12 protein-coding genes are annotated in these 22,229 nt (G+C 34.9%); 9 read left to right on the forward strand and 3 right to left on the reverse strand.

Annotated features, from left to right (window positions below):
- The first annotated feature begins 3 nt into the window (after positions 1-3).
- Both IL45_RS08285 and IL45_RS08290 read left to right on the forward strand, forming a co-directional pair.
- On the forward strand, positions 4-1,641 hold the full coding sequence (locus tag IL45_RS08285) for an ATP-dependent DNA ligase (protein ID WP_036582688.1): 1,638 nt from the start codon (positions 4-6) through the stop codon (positions 1,639-1,641).
- Positions 1,634-4,090: a ligase-associated DNA damage response DEXH box helicase gene (locus IL45_RS08290; RefSeq protein WP_036582690.1), complete on the forward strand. Its 2,457-nt coding sequence runs from the start codon at positions 1,634-1,636 to the stop codon at positions 4,088-4,090. The genes IL45_RS08285 and IL45_RS08290 overlap by 8 nt, the downstream gene beginning before the upstream one ends.
- Positions 4,091-4,783: 693 nt before the next feature.
- On the opposite strand, the gene IL45_RS08295 is transcribed toward IL45_RS08290, so the two are convergent.
- The 3 genes from IL45_RS08295 to IL45_RS08305 form a co-directional block, all read right to left on the reverse strand.
- The gene (locus IL45_RS08295; RefSeq protein ID WP_235183334.1) at positions 4,784-10,279 is read right to left on the reverse strand and encodes an AAA domain-containing protein; all 5,496 of its coding nucleotides are present in this window, start codon (positions 10,277-10,279) and stop codon (positions 4,784-4,786) included.
- Positions 10,242-11,480, reverse strand: coding sequence for a M48 family metalloprotease (locus IL45_RS08300; protein WP_036582692.1), 1,239 nt, complete (start codon positions 11,478-11,480; stop codon positions 10,242-10,244). The genes IL45_RS08295 and IL45_RS08300 overlap by 38 nt, the downstream gene beginning before the upstream one ends.
- A 319-nt stretch (positions 11,481-11,799) precedes the next feature.
- Complete coding sequence (locus IL45_RS08305; RefSeq protein WP_146128623.1) at positions 11,800-12,306, reverse strand: hypothetical protein; 507 nt, start codon at positions 12,304-12,306, stop codon at positions 11,800-11,802.
- Between the two features lie 19 nt (positions 12,307-12,325).
- Here IL45_RS08305 and IL45_RS08310 point away from each other — a divergent pair, with 19 nt between their 5' ends.
- The 7 genes from IL45_RS08310 (at position 12,326) to IL45_RS08340 (ending at position 22,198) form a co-directional block, all read left to right on the forward strand.
- A complete protein-coding gene (locus IL45_RS08310) occupies positions 12,326-13,957 on the forward strand; it encodes a sensor histidine kinase (RefSeq protein WP_036582696.1) in 1,632 nt (543 codons plus the stop codon).
- 7 nt (positions 13,958-13,964) lie between these two features.
- Positions 13,965-14,762: a response regulator transcription factor gene (locus tag IL45_RS08315; RefSeq protein ID WP_036582698.1), complete on the forward strand. Its 798-nt coding sequence runs from the start codon at positions 13,965-13,967 to the stop codon at positions 14,760-14,762.
- Between the two features lie 88 nt (positions 14,763-14,850).
- Positions 14,851-15,414: an HPr family phosphocarrier protein gene (locus tag IL45_RS08320; RefSeq protein WP_036582701.1), complete on the forward strand. Its 564-nt coding sequence runs from the start codon at positions 14,851-14,853 to the stop codon at positions 15,412-15,414.
- Between the two features lie 373 nt (positions 15,415-15,787).
- Positions 15,788-17,608 (forward strand): T9SS type A sorting domain-containing protein, encoded by a 1,821-nt coding sequence (locus tag IL45_RS08325; RefSeq protein WP_160165398.1) that lies wholly within the window; start codon positions 15,788-15,790, stop codon positions 17,606-17,608.
- Positions 17,609-17,711: 103 nt separating this feature from the next.
- The gene (ileS, locus tag IL45_RS08330) at positions 17,712-21,119 is read left to right on the forward strand and encodes an isoleucine--tRNA ligase (RefSeq protein ID WP_036582706.1); all 3,408 of its coding nucleotides are present in this window, start codon (positions 17,712-17,714) and stop codon (positions 21,117-21,119) included.
- Positions 21,120-21,122: 3 nt separating this feature from the next.
- Positions 21,123-21,509 carry a TraR/DksA family transcriptional regulator gene (locus IL45_RS08335; RefSeq protein WP_036582709.1) on the forward strand — a complete coding sequence of 129 codons (387 nt, stop codon included), beginning with the start codon at positions 21,123-21,125 and terminating at the stop codon, positions 21,507-21,509.
- A gap of 35 nt (positions 21,510-21,544) precedes the next feature.
- Complete coding sequence (locus IL45_RS08340) at positions 21,545-22,198, forward strand: hypothetical protein (protein WP_036582711.1); 654 nt, start codon at positions 21,545-21,547, stop codon at positions 22,196-22,198.
- The last annotated feature ends 31 nt before the right edge of the window (positions 22,199-22,229 follow it).

Below are 22,229 nucleotides of genomic sequence, written 5' to 3' on the forward strand. Positions count from 1 at the left end.
GCCATGAAACAGTTTGCAGAGCTCATAAGAACCATAGACGGCACTAATAAAACTACTCTAAAAGTGGCAGCACTAACAGAGTACTTTAAAACCGCTACAGACGAGGATAAACTCTGGACCATTGCCATTCTTTCACATAGACGACCTAAACGCCCTGTAAACACAACACTGATGCGAGAATGGGCGACAGAAATTAGTGGTATTCCCTTATGGCTATTTGAAGAATCCTATCACATTGTTGGTGACCTAGCCGAAACTATTGCTCTAATTCTACCTACCACAAATGAATCTTCTGAAAAATCACTTTCTCAAATCATTCAAGAACTCATTGAGTTGCGTAAAAAGGAAGATTCAGAAAAGAAAGCATATTTACAAGAAAACTGGTTGAAACTCAATTATTATGAGCGATTTGTTTTTAATAAAATAATGACTGGTGGCTTTAGAATAGGAGTTTCTCAAAAATTAATGACTCGTGCGTTATCACAGGCTACAGATATTGATCAAGACGTTCTAGCACATAAACTTATGGGAAGCTGGACCGGAGAAAACACTACTTTTAAAGAACTAGTTTATGAAGATAACGAAGTCGCCATGCGTGGCAAACCGTATCCATTTTATCTAGCCTATGCAGTAGAAAATGAAGTTTCAGACTTAGGCGATGTAACACAATGGAGCGCAGAGCATAAATGGGATGGAATCCGATCGCAAACCATTATAAGAGCTGGAGAAATTTTTGTGTGGTCACGTGGAGAAGAACTAGTGACTGATAAATATCCAGAATTTCAAAAATTTCTAGATGTTATTCCAGATGGAACTGTCATTGATGGCGAGATATTACCTTATAAAAATGGACAAATACTTAATTTTAATGACCTACAGACTAGAATAGGCCGCAAAACTGTTGGTAAGAAATTACTTTTAGATGTACCAGTAGTAATTGTTGCTTATGACTTACTAGAGTGGCAAGGAAAAGACATTAGAGAATTACCTTTTCAAGAACGTAGAGCTTTATTAGATAAATTAGTTTTAGACAGTAATGAGAAAGCAAATTTGATTAAAAGTGATTCTATGTTTCCGCTACTTATTTCAGAAACGATGAGCTTCACAACTTGGGAAGATATTGCCAAGGAAAGAGAACGCAGTGCAGATCGTAAATCTGAAGGATTAATGCTTAAACGCAAAGACAGTCCATATCTAGTAGGTCGCAAAAAAGGAGACTGGTGGAAATGGAAAGTAGATCCTTTTACTATCGACGCAGTGCTCACCTATGCTATGCGAGGTCATGGTCGTAGAGCAAATCTCTATACAGACTACACCTTTGGTCTATGGAACGATGGTGATCTCGTCACTTTTGCAAAAGCCTACTCTGGTCTTACCGATGCAGAGTTTAGAAAAATAGACGCTTGGATTAAAAAAAACACTTTAGAACGTTTTGGTCCGGTAAGATCTGTAACTCCTCATCACGTTTTTGAAATTGCCTTTGAAGGAATCGCACCTAGTAAGCGTCATAAATCTGGAGTTGCAACACGTTTCCCTAGAATTTTAAGATGGCGTAAAGATAAACCTATAGAGGAAGCAAATACTTTAGATGATTTAAAAGCTTTAATCCCTAAAGACGGCGGATTTTTAAAGGATGAATAAAACCCAACTTCATAAAATAGCTGAGGATTACTTCGACCATCAAGGTTGGGAAGCTTTTCCATTTCAAAAAAAGACTTGGGATGCCTTCTTAGCTGGTAAGCATGGATTATTAAACGCACCTACTGGTAGTGGAAAAACCTATGCACTTTGGGTTGCCGTAATTCTAGATTACATAAAAAAGCATCCCGATTATAAGAAGAAACCTAAAAAAGGGCTCAAAGCGATATGGATTACTCCGTTGCGGTCGTTAAGTCAGGAAATCGCACAGGCATCACAACGATTTGTAGATGGTATCGATTTGCCTTTTACTGTTGGAATACGTAGTGGTGATACGTCTACAAAAGAACGTACAGCTCAACGTAAATCTATGCCCGATTTACTCATTACCACACCAGAAAGTTTACATCTTTTGCTGGGCTCAAAAGACCACGCAAAGATTTTTAAAGATTGTCAAGCTATCATTATTGATGAGTGGCACGAACTTCTGGGAACTAAACGTGGTGTTCAAATGGAACTTGGTATTTCTCGACTTCTAGGCTTGAGTAAAAATATCAGAGTTTGGGGAATTAGTGCTACGATTGGTAATCTAGAGCAAGCTCGTGAAGTGTTGCTAGGTGTTGATGAAAACCGCTTTCGCGAAAGCGTATTAATTAAAGCCAACATCAAAAAAGACATCAAAGTACAATCCATTATTCCGGCAAGTATGGATAAATTTCCATGGCGTGGTCACCTAGGATTGCATTTACTTGAAGATGTCGTTAAAATCATCAATTCTAGTCGTTCCACACTGATTTTTACAAATACACGAGCGCAGTGTGAGTTATGGTTCCAATCCTTAATGACAAAACATCCTGAGTTTGCTGGTGAAGTAGCAATGCATCACGGATCGATTAATAAAGAAACGCGCATATGGGTAGAAAACGCGATTAGAAACGAAAGCTTAAAAGCTTGTGTTTGTACCTCATCGCTGGATTTAGGTGTTGATTTCGCACCTGTAGAAACCATCATTCAAGTAGGCGGACCTAAAGGTGTGGCACGTTTTCTACAACGTGCAGGACGTTCTGGTCACAGACCTGGAGAGACCAGTGTGATTCATTTTTTACCTACGCATGCGTTAGAACTCATAGAAGCTAGTGCGCTGCAAAAGGCTGTCGCAACACAAGCCGTAGAGGATCGACTGCCTTATATTTTATGTTATGACGTGTTAATTCAGTACCTGTGCACACTCGCAGTGTCTGGTGGCTTTTATCCCGATGAGATTTTTCCTGAGGTAAAAAACACATTCTGCTTTGCAGCGATTACAGATGAAGAATGGAAATGGTGTCTGGATTTTATAGTTTACGGTAGTTCCTCTCTACAATCCTATGATGAATATAAAAAAGTAAAAATTGATGATACCGGTCGGTATTTAATTGATGATAGAAAGATAGCCATGCGTCATCGCTTGCAAATGGGAACTATTGTAGGAGCAACACTGGTAACGGTAAAATATCAATCTGGTGGTTATATAGGTAGTGTAGAAGAATATTTTATAAGTAAAATGGATCGTGGTGACGTATTTATTTTTGCTGGTCGCACGCTAGAATTTATTCGTTTAAAAGGGATGATTGCTCATGTCAAAAACACGACCAAAAAAACTAATACGGTTTCTAGTTGGCAAGGTAGTCGCCTGCCGTTAAGTGCACAATTAGGAGAGTTACTACGTGACGAAATGGAAAACTTTCAAACGGGCAAAAAACGCACACCAGAAGTAAAAGCACTTAAAGAAATTATACAGCGACAGCAATTAGAAAGCATCGTACCGCAAAAGAGTGAGTTTTTAATCGAGACTTTTAAAACTCGTGAAGGTTATCATGCCGTTTTTTATCCTTTTGAAGGACGTTTTGTACACGAGGCTATGGCAGGAATAATCGCTTATCGAGTCAGCTTATTAAAACCTATCACATTCTCACTGGCTTTTAATGATTATGGATTTGAAATATTAAGTGACCAAGCCTTTGACATGCAGGAGATTCTGGACAACGATTTACTCACACCAGAGATGTTATCACAAGACTTACAGGCTAGCATGAATGCCACAGAAATGGCTCGTAGGCAGTTTAGAGATATTGCCGTCATATCTGGATTAGTATTCACGGGTTATCCTAATAAAGCGGTAAAAACAAAACACCTGCAAAATAGCAGTCAGCTACTTTTTGAAGTCTTCCGTGATAATGAGCCTGATAATTTATTATTTAGACAAGCGTATACCGAGACCTTTGAACAAGCCATCCAAGAATACCGCTTGCGTGAGGCACTAGAACGAATCCAGGAACAAGAAATCATCTGGAAAGCCTGTGAAAAACCTACACCATTCTCTTTTCCGATCATCACAGACCGCTTACGCGAAAAATTAAGCAGTGAAAAGCTCGCGGATAGAATCAAGCGGATGCAGTTGAAATGGGAATAGTTGAAAGGTTCAATCTGCGTTTTCAGAAATCACTTTTTAACAATTTGCTTTCGCGAAACCATGAATAACTTCTTCCTATATTAACATATCAAAAATGTAGGAATTATACTAAAAATTGTGGTTTATCAGTTATAAAACTTGGACTTCCAACATCTTGCTTCTATTTAATGCACTGAACGCTAGACAAAATTCTAATCAGCTATCTATCAATACTTAAGCTAAGTAGATTAGTTTTTTTTAACAATGTAATTTACTGTTAATGATGTTTAAAACTTGTTTAAAAGCAAATTGTTAATACTACCCATTTGCTCTTAATACAAACTACTTTTATACCTCACTAACGGTAAAAAGCCAGAGATGGACTCTGGCTCTTAGATTTTACCATAAAAAATACTTTTTATGGAAGGGATAAACACCTTTTTACTTTTAGTACTTTTAATCTTAGTACAATTCAAAAAATAATTATATCCGTAAGTTGCATTACAAATATAATTATTAAAGACAAACGGCTGTTAATCTAAAAACAATAATGTTAACAGCGTTCAATTCTCAGTTGATTCTGAATACTATAATAAATGGGCTATTAATCGATCTAAGCGTTAATAGCCTTTTTTTTGTTAAAAACTTTTAAGCAAAAAATAGAATTTTTTTATGGTAACGGTGGAATTCCATTAATGTAAATTAAGATTATAATTAAACCGGTCGATAACCTTTCCTAGTCTTTACTCCTATCAATCGCATTTCTTCTTTAAGAACCGCAACTTGATCATCAAGACTCTTACGATTTTCTTGAGGTTTGTTACCTATACGACCATATCTGGTTATGATATCAAATCCATCTACGGCGATTTCCCAGTATTTATTACTAGAACCTTCTACAAATTCATAACGCTTAAAAGTAAGGTTGCCTTGAGGTCTTTGTGCCGTTTCAGGTTCAAGTTCCGTTTCAAGTACTTCAGGTATTAAAGTGTTTGAGCTTTCATCATTAGACTTTATTTCTTCAACAGCATCTATTTGATTCTCACGTTCGAGTTCAGATTCAAGTTCTTCTGGATCTTCTGGATCTTCTTCTTTCCCTTCTAGTTTTTGACGAATTTTTTCTAGCACACGCTCTGGTTGCTCGAGCCAGTCCTTACTATAGATATGTTGTAATTTCCACCCAAATGCTTTAAGAACTGCTGGTTTTTGACTGTATTGTTCTAAAATATCATCAGTAGCATAGTGTGTAGAACGATCTATTAAAATAGCAAGCTCATAAGACTCACTATCACTTTTACGCAAGGCGAGATCACATTTAAAATGCGATTGACCTATAGCTCTATCAACGATATAACCATCTTTTTCAAGAACAGTTTTAAGTTGATTAATAATTGGTAAGCGTTTTGTTCTTTCTTCTTCGTCGTCATCAAGATGTAAGCTGTCTAAAATACCATTTGCTGACTCTAATTGTCCATCGCTAATAAATTTTGCGTAAGCGAGAAAACGTTTAAAATAATTAGCTCCTTCATTATAATCGTTCTTAATATTTGCCGCGAGAATAGAAGAAACAATAATCATATTGCGCTTTGCACGTGAGAAAATTACATTCAATCGTTTTTCTCCACCACGTCTATTGATAGGTCCAAAGTTCATAAACATCTTACCTTGATTATTAAAACCGTAGCAAATACTCATGATAATTATATCACGCTCATCGCCTTGAACATTCTCTAGATTCTTAACAAATAATCCCACGAACTGATCTTCTTCTGTACGCTGATATTCTTCTTCTAGCAATTTCCCAAAATGTGGGTCTTCTTGAGCTAGTTTATCCAGTGCTTCTTCTATCTCGCTTTGTTGCGCCATAGAGAATGCAACAATACCTATGCTTTTTTTCACATCTTTCATAAGAAACGTGCGTACCATATTTGCGATGTAAGTCGCCTCGTCTTTATTAACACGTTTATGATATACCGCATTTTCCATATAATGAAAACTGATGCTGCGCTTGAGCACATCCTGAGCATCTATTTCTTGATCTGGCGTGATAATAGGCTCCAGCGGCTCTATACCTGCATTAGGGATACGACTGTCAGGTATGGTAAGTAAATTGCGTTTATAAAAAGCGGCATTACTAAAACTAATTAAACTCTCTCGACGACTGCGATAATGCCATCCTAGCATGACGGAACTCAATTTTCTAGCGCCCTGATTTAAGAGGCTATCTGCATCCAGCATAATTCCTGTTTTCTCTTCGGTCTCTTCTTCATCTTCTTCTTGATCTGTAGTATTGGAACTAAAGAAGTTTGTAGGCGGCATTTGCATTTCATCACCTACTATAATCGTTTGATGCGTTCTAAATAAGGATGGAACGCCTTCTTCTACCGTGATTTGAGAAGCTTCATCATAGATTACTACGTCAAATATTGACGTGTCAATAGGCATAGAATCACTGACACTCAACGGACTCATTAACCATACTGGTTTTAAAGTAGTCATTATTTCTTGTGCCTCTCCAGTAGCTAGCTCACGTATGGATTTATAACGCATACTTTTGCCAAACTCATTTTCTAATACACGTCGAGAAGCATTATATTTCTTTTTAAGGATTTTTTCTTCTGGTGTTAATTGTGCTGCAACAGATTCTGTAATGCGCACTTTATTTAAGAACTTATCTCTAATCTTAGAACGTATAAAAGCTACATTAGATTCATAATAACTATCTAGTAAAGCATCTACACTGCGTACGGAACTAGCAAGGATATCTTCACTGGTTTGAGAGAATACAGGCTCTTTATCATAAACCTCTTTTAAAGATTTATAAGCGGTATGGAAAGCGATGTCGCCAGTTTGCCATGGTTTACGGCGCAAGTTATCTTGCATCTCTTTACTTGTAGACTGTAATTGCATGATATAAGGTGTAAAAAGCCCTATAGTATGAATACTAGCCTTACCACGTTGTAATTTATCTTCTATTTGAGAGAGTAAGTGATGATCACAATTTGTAAATAGTTGATTTAAATTCTCATCAAATTGATCAAAATCTAATTTAAAACCTAATAGGCTATTCACATATGATGTATGATCTGTCGCCATCCAGCTTTTAATGATGTCATCAGGATCTAGCTGCTGTTGTTTGATCCATTCATAGTCGCTTACAAAATCTTCTAAACCAAATTTGTTGGCGGCTTCTTCTCGTTGTTGCTCTAAAGATTCTAGTGCTGCATATTCCTCATTTAAGGTCTTTAACACAGACTCTATAGAAGGCGCAATATTATGAGCCCTAAAATTATAAGCAGCCTTAAGTTGATTTTTTATTCTATACCAGCTAGGGTTTAAGAATTTAAAAAAAGAACCATCTAATCGTTGCCATTGTTCTTGAGCAATTTTAGCATCTGTCGCATCTAGTTTCTGTGTCCAGTTTTTGTTTTCATCAACAAGTCTTAGATACAACTTGCGCTGTTTCTCAATTCGTCTATTTAAATTATCCAAATTAGAAGCGGCAATCGTACTGGTATCAAAAACCCCTAATGCATTTTGAGCTACTATTTTTGAAACCTTAGATGCAAAATCAAATTCTAATCGCCATGCGGCAACAGATTGTGTTCTGACAGTAACTTCTTGTTCATCGAGGAGTTCATTGAGACGATCTAACAAACTCACTGTTGCTTCTATTTTTTCTAGAACAACTCCTTTAGAATTAGGTACATCAAGTAATCCTTGAGATAATCCATTTAGCGCATAATCTGAAATATTATGTCCGTGATTATTCAATTTTATTTGAGCAATCATTTCGGTTATCCATGTTTCATTTTCTTTCCATTCCTTATAAAACGGAACATAAATTAACTCGTTATCACTGAGCTTTTCTTTGGTTTGGTAATAGGTAATCAACTCTTGAAACAGCTCAAAAAGTGGCGGCATCCCATCACGCATCGTATCGTGAAAATGCTCTAACTTCCCTAGATGTGTTTCTATTTGATTGATAATTTTTTCACGCTTTCGCGAAAGCGTAGAAGTACTCATATCCTTCTTCATAAAGGCCTCATAGGTATCCTTGAGATTCATTATAAAGGCTTTTTTATCGGTTTGAGAATCGTGGATCAGGCAACACAACTCATCTAGTTTTTTATTTTTCAATCGGTGAAAAACCACATCTAAAGCGGCACGTTTTTCACAAACAAAAAGCACTTTTTGATCTCTAGCTACATAATCAGCAATGAGGTTAGTAATGGTTTGCGACTTACCGGTTCCTGGTGGTCCTTGAATGATATAATTCTCGCCAGACCGAGCTCTTAAAACGGCTTGAGATTGTGTAGGATCTGACTGGATAATGGGATATAAGTCTGCTAAACCACTTTTTTGATAACCATCGAGATTCATTTTCTTGGGCTGCTCACTGAAGAGTTCATCAAAGACCTCATCTTTAATATCGGCTTTTAAAATCTCAGAATAATCTCGTACAAGACTCATTTTACGGTACTTAAAATTACCTATAGTCATGTTACAAGTATCCACTTCCCATACCAGCGGATTTACATCTCCATCATTATCGGTATGATAAAAACTGCGGCGGCGCTCTGCAACAGCAAGATCACTGTATGGGTTGATATCCTCATTAATGATATACTCGAGCTCGTTATGCTTTTTGGCAATCAGGTTATTGAAAATAGCAAGCCCTAATGGTTTTACATTTTGAGCGTCATAAGAATAGTCATAACTGCGTGTGCTTAAACCAGAATTGCGATTAGAAAGTTTGCGCTTTTTAAGTTTGAAGTTGCGTTTTGCCAGCTTGTGAATTAACTGGATTTTAGGCTTGTCTCTCCATCTTAAATCGATTCCTGTACCACCTAGTGAGATTTGGTTTTTGATACTTTGAACAAGCTCTTCAATAGAACTGGTTTCTAGGTCTATAAAATCTGGTAATTCAATACCGTATAAATCTTTAAGATAGTAACTTAATACTGGATTGATCTCTGCCTCAGAATCATTTACATTTAGTTCAAAACGATCTTTAACACCTTTCTTTTTTACCAAAGAAACTGGTAATAATAACAGCGGCGAACTGATACGCTCATCTTCACTTTCTTTAAAATTATACCAGTGCAAAAAAGCAACAACAACACGCAATTGATCAAAACCGTATTCATTTGTACTCTTGCGCGCCTCTAGTCTTATTTTATTAAGTGCTGGACTTAAAAATCTGTTTTTATCAAGTTCTAAATATCTATTAAGATTGACTTTTTTCTTTGAAATGAACTGCGTTTGAATATGAGCGTTCCAAAAAATCAAATCCTTTTCAGTAATGTTTTTATAGTCCAGTAACATAGGCACTGAGGCTTCTGTCAAGTTTAAGAAACCACCACGATCATTAAAGTAAAGCAATTTATTCCTGCGCGAAATATCAAAAAGTCTACGTTTTAATTTATCTAGAATATAGCTACCACGGTCTGACAGATTTAAATTACGGAACCCTTCAGTATCTGTTAAATCAATGTAATTCTCTGGATTGAAATCTCGGTAATTTTTGAGTTTCGCAATGATTTCTTCAAGACTAGGTGCACGATCTTCTCTGTACAAAGGTGTCATTTCCCTAATCACGTGATGTATGGTAGGATGTAAATCTTTGTTATAGAAATATAAGCGCTCACGGTTTTCTATAAAACGCTTAAGCTCGTCAATGTCTCTAAAATCTATACCATATGCGACTGAAGCTAGTATAAAGCCTAGTGTAAAAATCTCAGTAATAGGATCATAATGTCCTGTTTCTAAATCCCAACTTTTATATCGTGCAAGGTAAACAGGCTTAGTTATAGGTTTTTCAAAATCCTCTTGAATCGCTTCATCATCATAGATGTGCTGGTCATAATCATCACCTTCAATCTTACTTATTTCACTATAATTACCACTTACTTCAACCGCATAGCGCTGTTTAGGTTTTTTAAATATCTTGTGCTCTCCTGTTCTAAACTCTTTTCCTTCAGAATCTATGGAGATGATTCTTCCATTAAAGTAAATATCTTCAATAGAATAAACCCCTAACACGAGATTGCGAGATCTCAAAAAATGAGCCTTTTCTATAAGCGGTAATACACGTGCAATAAAATCTGCCGTGGTACTACCGCCATGATCTTTCACCTCATCTAAAAGACTAAAAAAACTTGCTTTATAATCACTCATTATCGTAGATGCTGTTATCTTGATTTTCATTAACGTTGCTCAAATCCGTCATCGCCTCTTGCTTTAAGTCTTTAAAACTGCGAACGCTAAGTTTGAGTTCTTTTCTAAGAACTCGTTCGTATTCTTCTATTAGACCAAGCAATTCTGCTATTTCTAAGGTATGTGCAATAGGCAGTTTTTCTAATTCGCTATCTATTCTAGCAAAATCTAATAGGACATAAGACAAATAACTTTTTGTACTAGGTGTGGTGTGTTTCAAACGTTCCAACAGTTTAGTTGTATCCACTTCTTTTTCTCTTGCGAAATCTGTAAAAAACTGTTGAGCGAGATTGAGTACCGCACTAGAATTCATCCATTGTGGTCGCAGTATGATTTGTATAAAATCCCTAGATAGTGCTCTAGTTTTTTCTTGCTCAAAAATATCGAGACTGTTAACATCCCATTTTCCTTCTATAAGTTTGTGCAATTCCTCGTGATATTCTCGAGAGTTACGTGCTTTTAAATCTAGGGCTATACTACGTATATATGATTCTGGATGCGTTTGTTGATTTGTAGCTTCATCATCTTGATTGATAATTTCTTTTGCCTGATTTAGGTAGCTTTGCGCATTCACTTCTGACAGACCTGTATTAAGCTTGATCAACATTTGAATGACTGTGTAATGCTCTCGGCATGATTTAAATGCGCCGGCATCACAAAAAAGCTCGAGGTATAATTGGAAAATACGTGCAGTTTCAATGATACTATCTTCACTACGAGAATCGTTTGCTAAAGCAAGAATAATACGCTGTGTGATTTCATATTCTCCATCTTCTAATTTATAGAATAGATAATGAGATAACTCGTGCGCTAGTAATGCCTTAAGTTGTTTTTCATCCAGCAACTGTAAGATATTACCTGAGAATACAATGTGAGCTTCTTGATCTATAACTGATATGCTTGCGTTTAACTGTAAGCTATTATTCTCTTGATATAATGTAACCTGTGCATCTATATTTAAATCTACACATATGTCTTGCGCCATCTGGTATAGATTGCGATGACTGTCTGTATCGAGTCTGTAGGTGTTTTTAAGAAGTTCTTTTTTGAAGGACTCTATTTGTTGCGTCTTTACTTTCTCATCTTTAAACCACTGCCAGGTTTTCTTGCGACTTTTCAAATGATCTCTCAACATTTTATGATAAGGAAAAGGCTCAAGAGCTGCCTTAGATTCCATAAGGTCATCTGACATAAAATTCTTTTACTGCGTGAATATTAAGTTTTAAATTTAAGGATTTTGAATTTGAAGTAAGGCAAATGATTATAAAAAGCTACACTTTTCTTTCACCTCTATTTCTCTAAGATTTATATGATATATGAGACTAATTATTAGATAAATATAGTTTCTTAACTACAAACTATTTTATTAGTTAATCCATTAAATTATTTCTATAAGTTTTAATAATGACTATACCATTTAAGTTAATGAAAATACTATGTAAACAGAGGAGAATTAAATTCCTACAATTTAGATAAGAATAATTTGTTTGTTAAAATTTTAACGTTTAGATTTACTTGCCTGAATGATAGATGTTTGGATCATCAATGGAGACCAACTCTAAACCTAATAGTGTATTATTAAATGTAAATGTCACTATTTTACTAGGTAAAAGATCATTTGCGTCAAATGTTAACCCATCTGATTCATAAATTTTTGAAACGCCTTTTAATGAATATTTTGTATAAACCATAAAATGAGTATAGTCTTTATTTTGAACAATCGAGTCAATAGATTTAAAATCATAAATTACACCAATCATTGTGTAGGAATCATCCGACTCTTGGAGAATTAAATCTTTAACGGACTCGGTTGGATAAATTCTTAGATTATTATTTCTATTAGGCCTCAATATAAACAAGCTATCCTCAATTATAGAACTGTATCTAGTTTCTATAGACTCCACTGCAGGACTTTTAGGATATTTTAAAGTTAAAAATAACTCGTGATAATTATTTGAATTTAAATAATCGCTTATCTCTGATTTTGTATTCTTATTTGAACAAGACGAGCCACACAATAAAAGACAAATTAAGCAAATGAAAAAAAATAACTTCTTTATATTTTTAACATTAGTTATCATAATATTTTCGGTAAACAATGGTTACTCGCAAGATACAGAATATGAAAATTCAAACTCTTCTTGTCAAACATTTTTAGAACATGCTAAAAAATACCATCGAGAAGCATTATTTTCTAAGGCAATTGAAAATTATATTAATGTAAAAGAATGTGTAGGTAATGAAACCTACTCGGCGCTCTATGTTGAGGCTTGCGTAGGTTTAGGTAATATTTACAATGACATTTATGATACCTATGAAGCAGTTAATCAATTTAAAGAAGGTATAAACCATCAAATTATTTTTAAAGCTAACGATCCTATTCCGCAAATGTATGTTAGAGATGGATTAGGAAAAACTTTAATAAACGAAGGGAAATTTGAACAAGCAATTACTCTTATAGACCTATCTGTTAAAATGTCTTCATTAGTTGATGATAAGCAGTTTAAAATAGAATCTCTAAATAACTTAATCTACCTTCTAGCACTAAAAGATAATTTGAAAGATGCAAATGAGCACCTTTTAGCTTTAGAAAAGCTTACACAAGAGACTGATGTATCTAAAAAAATGGAAACACTAATTCAGGTTTCAAAATTAGGGATTGAACTTTCTAAAGATTTGAATGGCGTTAAAAGTGAAATTGTAAATTTTGAACGAGATAATTCGCATGATTTTAATACAACAGCAAAAGAGCGTATACTTAGATTAAAGCATCAGATCGATTTGAGAGAATCAGATAAAAATAAATGCATAGAATCTTATAATATCTGGGATAATTTTAGAGACAGTATTCAAATTGATTTTTATAAAAATCTTAAAGATTCTTTACAGTTAAGATCGCAAAAAAGGGTAGTAGATGAGGAATTACATCGATTAAGGATTCAAGAACGATTAAACCAAACTGAAGTTAGTTATAAAAACAAAAATATATTATATCTATTAATTTTACTTCTAGCTTTAATAGCTATAATAGTATTCATTTATTACTTCTTTAATAGACTTAAAAAACAAAAAGCTACTATTGAATCCCTACAAAAAGAACTACACCATCGTGTAAAAAACAACTTGTCCATTATCGACACTTTTATAGAAGTAGCAAAGGAAGAGTTTAATGAGATAAGATTCACAACTAAACTTAGTGAATTACAAAATAGAATTGATAGCATCAATGAAGTACACCAGCAATTGTATTTAAAAGAAGATATCACCAATTTAAATCTTAAAAAATACATTGACAAACTCTCTAATAATATTACCGCATCTTTCTCAAACCATGAAATTGAAATTGTAAATAACATTAATAACAGTCTCACAATTAAGGCAGATAAGTCTTTCAGTATTGGGTTAGTAATAAATGAGTTTATAACAAACTCATTCAAATATGCCTTTGAAAATAAGTCCGGTAAGGTGTCAATTAATGTAGTAGAAAATAAAAACAGCTATGCGGTAACATTAAAAGACAATGGAAAAGGACTTCCTGAAGATTTTAATGTTGAGGAATCGGAGACTTTTGGTTTAAGAATCATAAAACTACTATCAAAACAACTCAACGGTACCTTTGAACTGAAAAACAATAACGGTGTAATTTTAAATATCACTTTTCCTAAATAAATGTATTATGAAAAATAATATTTTAATAGTTGAAGACGAGGCAACACTATATGAACGTCTAAGACGTACACTAGTGAAACAAAACTTTATAGTGGATGAGTATACTAAATCTTATGAAGAGGCTATACAACGTATACATAAAAAAACTCCTGATATTGTTTTATTAGACATCAATCTAGAAGGTGATAAAAACGGCATACAATTAGGTGAAGCTCTTTATAAAAACTACAATATACCGTTCATTTACTTGACTAGCTTAAGTGACAATATGACCTTCTCTAAAGGTATGCATACTAATCACGAGCATTTTATAGTTAAAACTAAACCTAGACTTAACGTTGAAGAAATTACTCGTGCTATACATACTGCAATTCATAAAAGAACAGTCACTATTGACAATTATAAAAAAGGTGTTATAGGATTAGTGGGCTATCTTGATGAGATAAAAAATATGGGACGTGATATCATTTCAAAAGTAAAGGTAAATTATTCAGATATTGTATTCTTTTCTACAGCTCCATATACTAATGAGAATAATCAAATTGAAAAAGTAGAAAAGAATTACTGTTGGTTTTTGACTATCAATGGAGAATACTATTTTTTGAAAGATAGTTTAAGCTCGCTTTCGCGTAAGCTTCCATATCACTATATACGTATTAATGAAAGCTACATAGTTAACGTAGGGGAAAATATCAACGTATCAAGAATCAACGGATCGCGTCTTAAAATCGAAAAGCATGAATTTACTGTTAGTAGCACTTACAAGAAAGAAACAAATAAAAGATTAGAGCATTTTTACGGATAATATTTTCCCTAAAAATCAATAGATTTTCATAATTAATTTTTTGAATTGAGGTATCTACAGAAATTTATAACCACAAAATCAATCAATTATGAAAACAATAAATTTACTATTATTATTCCTTAGTGCACCTATCCTAGTTATAGGTCAGCAAATCAATGTTGAAGAACCTTCTTTTGAAGGAGAAATTATTTTTGCTAGTGAGAGTGGAAATTCTATAGAGTTAGAATATCAAACAGCTTCAGTAAAAACAAAAGCTTCTATGGGCGCTATGTTAACTGGAATAGGAAAAGTTAAATCTAGAGTATCTGTAAGAGGTAAAATCTCAACAACTATTTTACCAAAACAAAATACTTATTACTTCATCTATAATCATGGGAACAACTCAAAAAACCCAAAAAATCTAGCCCAACTTGTCAAGTTTGAAAAAAAAGGTAAAAATCGAGTGGCAGAAATATCCTCTGTAAGTGTTACTACCGGTGCACAAAGCTCTGGAGACGTAGAATCAATAGCATTTAAAGGTAAAAAATATCAGGATAGTGATATGTCTTATTTACTTATCGTGAAAAACTTAGAACCGGGACATTACGGATGGTTTGTAGGAGAAGAGGCTAATAATAATGTCCATCTATTTTCTATTGAAGAAGATGATTAATCTCAAACTGCTTAAACCAACTACAAGCTAAAAAGCAAAAATCCTACTTCATTCTCATTTCCTTTCATAACAGACCGCTTCCGCGAGAAGGTAGCCAGCGAGAAGCTTGTCGATAGCATTAAGAGGATGTAGTTAACGTGGGAATAAGATTTGAACCTGAAGTTGAAAAGTTATAACTAAAAGTATTTCCCTTTGGAAAATGAAGGGAATTAAATTTCTCTAAGTAAAAAACTACAAATAATTTATCTTTGATTGTCTAATTATGTTTAGGCCTACTCAAAACCAACGATTTATGAGACTAATTTTTACTTTTTGTTCACTGTTTATTTTCACGATTAGCTTGGCACAAACTATAACAACAAAAAATATCACCTTGAGTGAATTACCTATTCATTCATTAAGAAATGATTCTGGAAATTTAATTACAACAACACTTCCTGGCGGTTTCTCTGGAACCGCTAGGATGCGTAAATGGAACTCATCAGCCAATTTACTACATACCTTAGAAATCCCAAATGATAATCCATCCTTTAATACAGTCAATAATGGTCAATTTTATTATAATGAAACAAACAATAGTTTATTTGGATATGGAAAAACTTGGTCAGTAGGAACACCTATTTTTCTTTATTCCGAATCATTACTATTTTTAGATTCAAATTTAAACGTTGATAGTACAGGAACTACCTTGGTAGCTTTTGAATGTGGTTATGCATCACCAATAAGTATTGGAAATAGATCTTATATTTTACTTGGTGCAAGTAATAATAACGCTAAACTAGTCTACGATGACTTTGATGATAGTCAAAATTTATCCAGCCTTATATCTAATATGGGACAAGGTACTAATGGTAATGTTTGGCTTTTAGAAATTGACAATAATACCAAGACACTACTCAGTAGTCATCAAATTGGTAATATTTCGGATGATGTTAAACCGAACGCCGTCAATATTAACGGATCTTTTTTGAGGTCTAATGGTGTCGACTTAGGTAACGGATTTTTTGCTTTTAAAATCCGTATAAATGGAGATTTGCAATACCATGTAATGGATCCTAATAACCTGGGAACACCAGTTCATGTATTTACAGGCTTAGGAAACAATGCATATATAGTAATGTGTGATAACAAATATTATGTATCCAAAGCAAATATTAATAGTTCAGGAAATGAAGGTATTGATGTATATGATGATAATTTTAATTTAATTAATCAAAATTATGCTCTTGATTTTTCTGCAGGTACACCCGAAGATTTAGCATGTTTATCAAACGACGAGCTCTTAATTTTTATTAATATGGGAAGTGGTCCAAGATCTGACCATATGCGTAATGGATATTCTACCAAAGAAGCATTTGATAAGGGTTTCGAACACATCAGTTATGACCCAAATAATAGTAGTACAGTTAGTAATTTATGGGCTTATGATGATGTCTACATGATAGATGATATAAAATCTCTACACGTCAGCGCATATCAAGGGCCAGGTATGATTTGGGGCGGTATGACTATTCCAGCCACCTCAGGACCTGATGATTATCATATGGTGATTTGGGAAGCAGATATTTCACTAACTCCAGCCACCATGACATTTAGTGATACTCAAGCTGGTGTACTAGATATATACATGAACGCTCGTTACAATCCTAATGATCTTACCCAAGTAGTGAGTTGTGGAGACTGCCGTGAAGCTGTAATTACCGTTTCACAAAATGAATTCAATAATTTACCTGCTGATTTTGGTTTTTCTAATTTTCTAATTAACATAATAAATACATCTTCTGGAGAAACCGTTTCTGCAGCAAATATGGGTACAGACCCTAATATATCAGATCCAAATTTGAACCGATATATGAAAGCTGAGTTAGTTACGGGAGGCCCTACATATGCTCTTGCTTCTAGAGGTCAAGCTTTCAAGGTATATTTAACACCTAATGTGATGACACTTAGCAATGATGAAGTATCAACAGCTCCTGTACAAATCTACCCTAATCCAGCAACCTCTTTTATCACTGTAAAAACCCAAATATCCATATCATCTTATTCCATTTTGAACAGCCTAGGACAAGAAGTGCAAAAAGGTAGTTTCCCAAGTAGCGCTCAACTAGATATTCAAAGACTATCAAAAGGTATGTACTATTTACAATTAAATGATGAAGAACAAACGCAGTCTTTTAAATTTATAAAACAATAAATTCATTATAGGGATTTACCCAAACTCACCAAAAGCGCTGAACAATTTCAGCGCTTTTTTCATGCCTTTTCCGTACTTTTGCCAGCTTTAAAACACCTGTGTGATGAGCAAAAAATTCAATGAATACAAAGGATTGAACCTTCCAGAAGTAGATCAACGCATCAAAAACTTCTGGAAAGAAAACGACATTTTCAATAAGTCCATGACGACTCGTGAAGGAAATGAACCTTTTATTTTCTTTGAAGGACCGCCATCTGCAAATGGATTACCTGGTATTCACCACGTTATGGGACGTACGATTAAGGATTTATTTTGTCGTTTTAAAACCCAGCAAGGTTACCAAGTAAATCGTAAAGCTGGATGGGACACACACGGACTTCCAGTTGAGTTAGGTGTCGAAAAAGCACTAGGAATCACTAAGGAAGATATCGGAACTAAAATCTCTGTTGAAGATTACAATCAAGCCTGTAAAGATGCGGTATTAAAATATACAGACATATGGAGCAAGCTTACAGATGATATGGGATACTGGGTAGATATGGAAGATCCATACATTACCTACAAGCCTAAATATATGGAATCTGTATGGTGGCTATTGAAACAAATCTATTCCAAAGATTTACTTTATAAAGGATACACGATACAACCATATTCTCCAGCTGCAGGAACTGGATTGAGCTCGCACGAGTTGAACCAGCCTGGTACCTATCAAGACGTTACAGACACGACAGTTACGGCACAGTTTAAAGTTGAGGATCCATCAAAATTACCATTTGAAAACAATGGCAATGTATTTTTCCTTGCTTGGACTACTACTCCATGGACACTGCCATCTAACACTGCGCTTACCGTTGGTCCTAAAATCGAATATGTACTAGCTGAGACTTTTAACCAATATACTGGAGAACCTATGCAGGTGATTCTTGCTGAGAAATTAGTGAGCTACCAGTTTGGTAAGAAGTATGAGCATTTAGAAGGTGACGCTTTCGCGAAAGCGAAACTAGAATACAAATTAGGAGATAAAAAAATCCCTTATCAGTTATTAGGTTCTTGTAAAGGAACTGATCTGGTAAATTTAAGATACGAGCAGTTGTTGCCATATGCACAACCGTATGAAAATGCACAAGATGCTTACAGAGTAATTGCAGGAGACTTTGTAACTACTGAGGACGGTACAGGAATCGTGCACACAGCACCTACATTTGGTGCAGACGATGCGCTGGTTTCTAAACAAGCAAATCCGCCTATTCCACCGATGTTGGTTCTAGATGAAAATCAGAATCCAGTACCGCTAGTAACGCTTCAAGGAAAATTTAGAGATGAACTGCCAGAGGTAGGTGGTAAATATGTAAAGAACGAATATTTTGCAGATGGAGAAGCGCCAGAACGCTCTGTAGATGTAGATATCGCGATTGCTTTAAAAGAACAGAATCGTGCTTTTAAAGTAGAAAAATATGTCCACAGTTATCCACATTGCTGGAGAACTGACAAGCCTGTTTTATACTATCCACTAGACAGTTGGTTCATAAAAGTGACGGAATTTAAAGACCGCATGCACGAGCTGAACAAATCTATCAACTGGAAACCTAAATCTACCGGAGAAGGAAGATTTGGCAACTGGCTGGCAAATGCAAACGACTGGAATTTATCTCGTTCTCGTTTCTGGGGAATCCCATTGCCTATATGGAGAAATGAGACTGGAACTGAAGAAATGATTATAGGTTCTATAGAAGAACTTACAGCAGAGATAGAGAAATCTGTAGCAGCTGGATTTATGACTTCTAATCCTTTTGCTGGCTTTAAAACTGGCGATATGAGTGAAGAGAATTACAACCTTGTAGATCTTCATAAAAACGTGGTAGACGACATTTATCTAGTAGGTAAAAATGGAGAGAAACTAACACGTGAATCAGACCTTATTGATGTATGGTTCGATTCTGGTTCTATGCCTTATTCTCAATGGCACTATCCTTTTGAAAATAAAGAACAAGTAGAAAACCAACTTAGAAAAGCAGATTTCATTGCCGAAGGTGTGGATCAAACTCGTGGATGGTTCTACACACTACACGCTATCGCTACCATGATAAGTGATGACGTGGCTTATAAAAATGTAGTTTCTAACGGACTCGTACTAGATAAAAATGGACAGAAAATGTCTAAACGTCTAGGTAACGCAGCAGATCCTTTTGAGACTTTAGGTAAATATGGAGCAGATGCTACTCGCTGGTACATGGTGAGTAATGCTAATCCATGGGACAACCTTAAATTTGACTTAGACGGTATCACAGAAGTGCAACGTAAGTTTTTCGGTACACTTTATAACACGTATTCTTTCTTCAGTCTGTATGCAAACGTAGATGGGTTTACTTATAGTGAAGCTAACATTCCATTAGAAGAACGTCCAGAAATAGACCGTTGGGTTTTATCTGAGTTAAATACTTTGATAAAAGATACCACAGCATTCTATGAAGATTATGAACCTACAAAGGCTGCTAGAGCCATCACCACTTTTGTGACTGAGAACTTAAGTAACTGGTACGTACGTTTATGTAGAAGACGTTTCTGGAAAGGAACTTATGAGCAAGATAAAATTGCTGCCTACCAGACACTTTATACTTGTCTTAAAACGGTAGCACAATTAGGCGCACCTATTGCTCCATTCTTTATGGATCAACTATACCGCGATTTAACTAGTGTTTGTGAAAGCGACGCAAGTGAAAGTGTACATCTTGCATTATTCCCTAAAGCAGATGAGTCTCTAATAGATGCAGCTCTAGAAGAAAAAATGCATAAAGCACAAGTAATTTCTAGTCTTACTCTATCGTTACGTAAAAAGGAAAGTATCAAAGTACGTCAGCCTTTACAGCGTATCATGATACCAGTATTAGATGCAAAAGATAGGGCACAAATAGAAGCGATTGCAGACCTTGTAAAAAGTGAGGTAAATGTAAAAGAGATTGAATTAATTGATGACGCTAGTGGTATATTAGTTAAAGAAATCAAGCCAAATTTTAAAGCGTTAGGACCTAGATTTGGTAAGGCGATGGGGCAAATAGCTGGGAAAATTAAAAGTTTTCAACAAGAAGACATCGTTTTGTTAGAAAAAACTGGGCAAAAAGAGGTTGAAGTAAATGGAAATGCAATTATCTTGACCCTTGAAGACGTGGAGATTACATCTTCAGATATAGAAGGATGGCTAGTAGCAAATCAATCTGGAATAACCGTTGCGCTCGATGTAACGATATCACCTGAACTTAAAAAGGAAGGGATTTCACGAGAACTTGTGAATCGTATTCAAAACATAAGAAAAGACTCAGGTCTCGAGGTAACAGATCGTATCAATATTGTGATACAATCACAAAATGAGATTGACGACGCAGTTCATTCTAATGAGAAATACATCATGGATGAAACACTAGCAGATGATTTAACATTAATACAAACTGTAGATAATGGTACGATTGTTGAATTTGACGACATTGTGACCTCAATACAGATTAAAAAAATATAGAACATGAGTAATACAGCAGAAAAAGAAAGATATGGAGACGCAGACCTAGCTTACTTTAGAACCATAGTACAAGAAAAAATGGACGAAGCCATAAAACAACATGAGCTTATCAAAAGTGCATATATGAATGACGCCAGCAATGGTACAGAAGATACGGCACCACAGTTTAAGGCATTTGATGAAGGTAGTCAGGTAATGAATAAAGAGACTAGCTCTCAACTAGCCATAAGACAAGAAAAATTTATCCGAGATTTAAAAAATGCGATGATACGTATAGAGAATAAAACTTATGGTATCTGTCGTGTCACTGGAAAGAAAATCAAAAAAGCACGCTTAGAATTAGTACCTCACGCAACATTGAGTATTGAAGCAAAAAACATGCAGTCTTAACAGATTTTGCATTTTATAATTAACTCCTTTTAACTATGGCTCTATTGCATAAATGCCCTGTAGTCAAAAGGAGTTCTCTTCTAAGCATATTTTTGATATTCGCTTTCGCGAAAGCGCAATCACAACGCAATTCTAGTCATATCACTTATGACAACACAGGAATCTCTACAGTTGACATATATCTAGAATCTACTATTGAGCTAGAAATTATTACAACGAAAGAGGAACACATTAGAATAATTGAAAGTCAAGGAGGAGAATACCGAAGTGCAGTTTTGTTAAATACAGCAATATCCAACGACACTTTAAAAATTACCGATCCTTTTAATCCCAGCTTTTCTTTTCCACAAGACAAATTGAGTGCACACAAGATTATAGACGGAAAAGCAACGATTTACCTTCCAGAAAACTTAGCTCTAGATATTAACTCGCGCAATTGCTTTTTAAGCATCAATGGTAAATTTGAATTTTCTTTTATCAATCTAGAATCTGGCAGCTGTTTATTAAAAAATGTACGTGGAGATTTTCATATCGTATCAGTAAACGCGATGGTTACAGTCATCAATCCGTCATCTTACATAGAATTGTCCACAAAATATGGTGTAATAACCCAATTAACTAATGAGTCGATTGTTTATTATAACCAGAAAATAGAAACCATAAATAGCAACATTACTATTAAGGATTAAATAGTATTTTTGCCCCTATCCAAACGCAACT

The organism is Nonlabens ulvanivorans, from assembly GCF_000732625.1.
GTDB lineage: Bacteria > Bacteroidota > Bacteroidia > Flavobacteriales > Flavobacteriaceae > Nonlabens > Nonlabens ulvanivorans.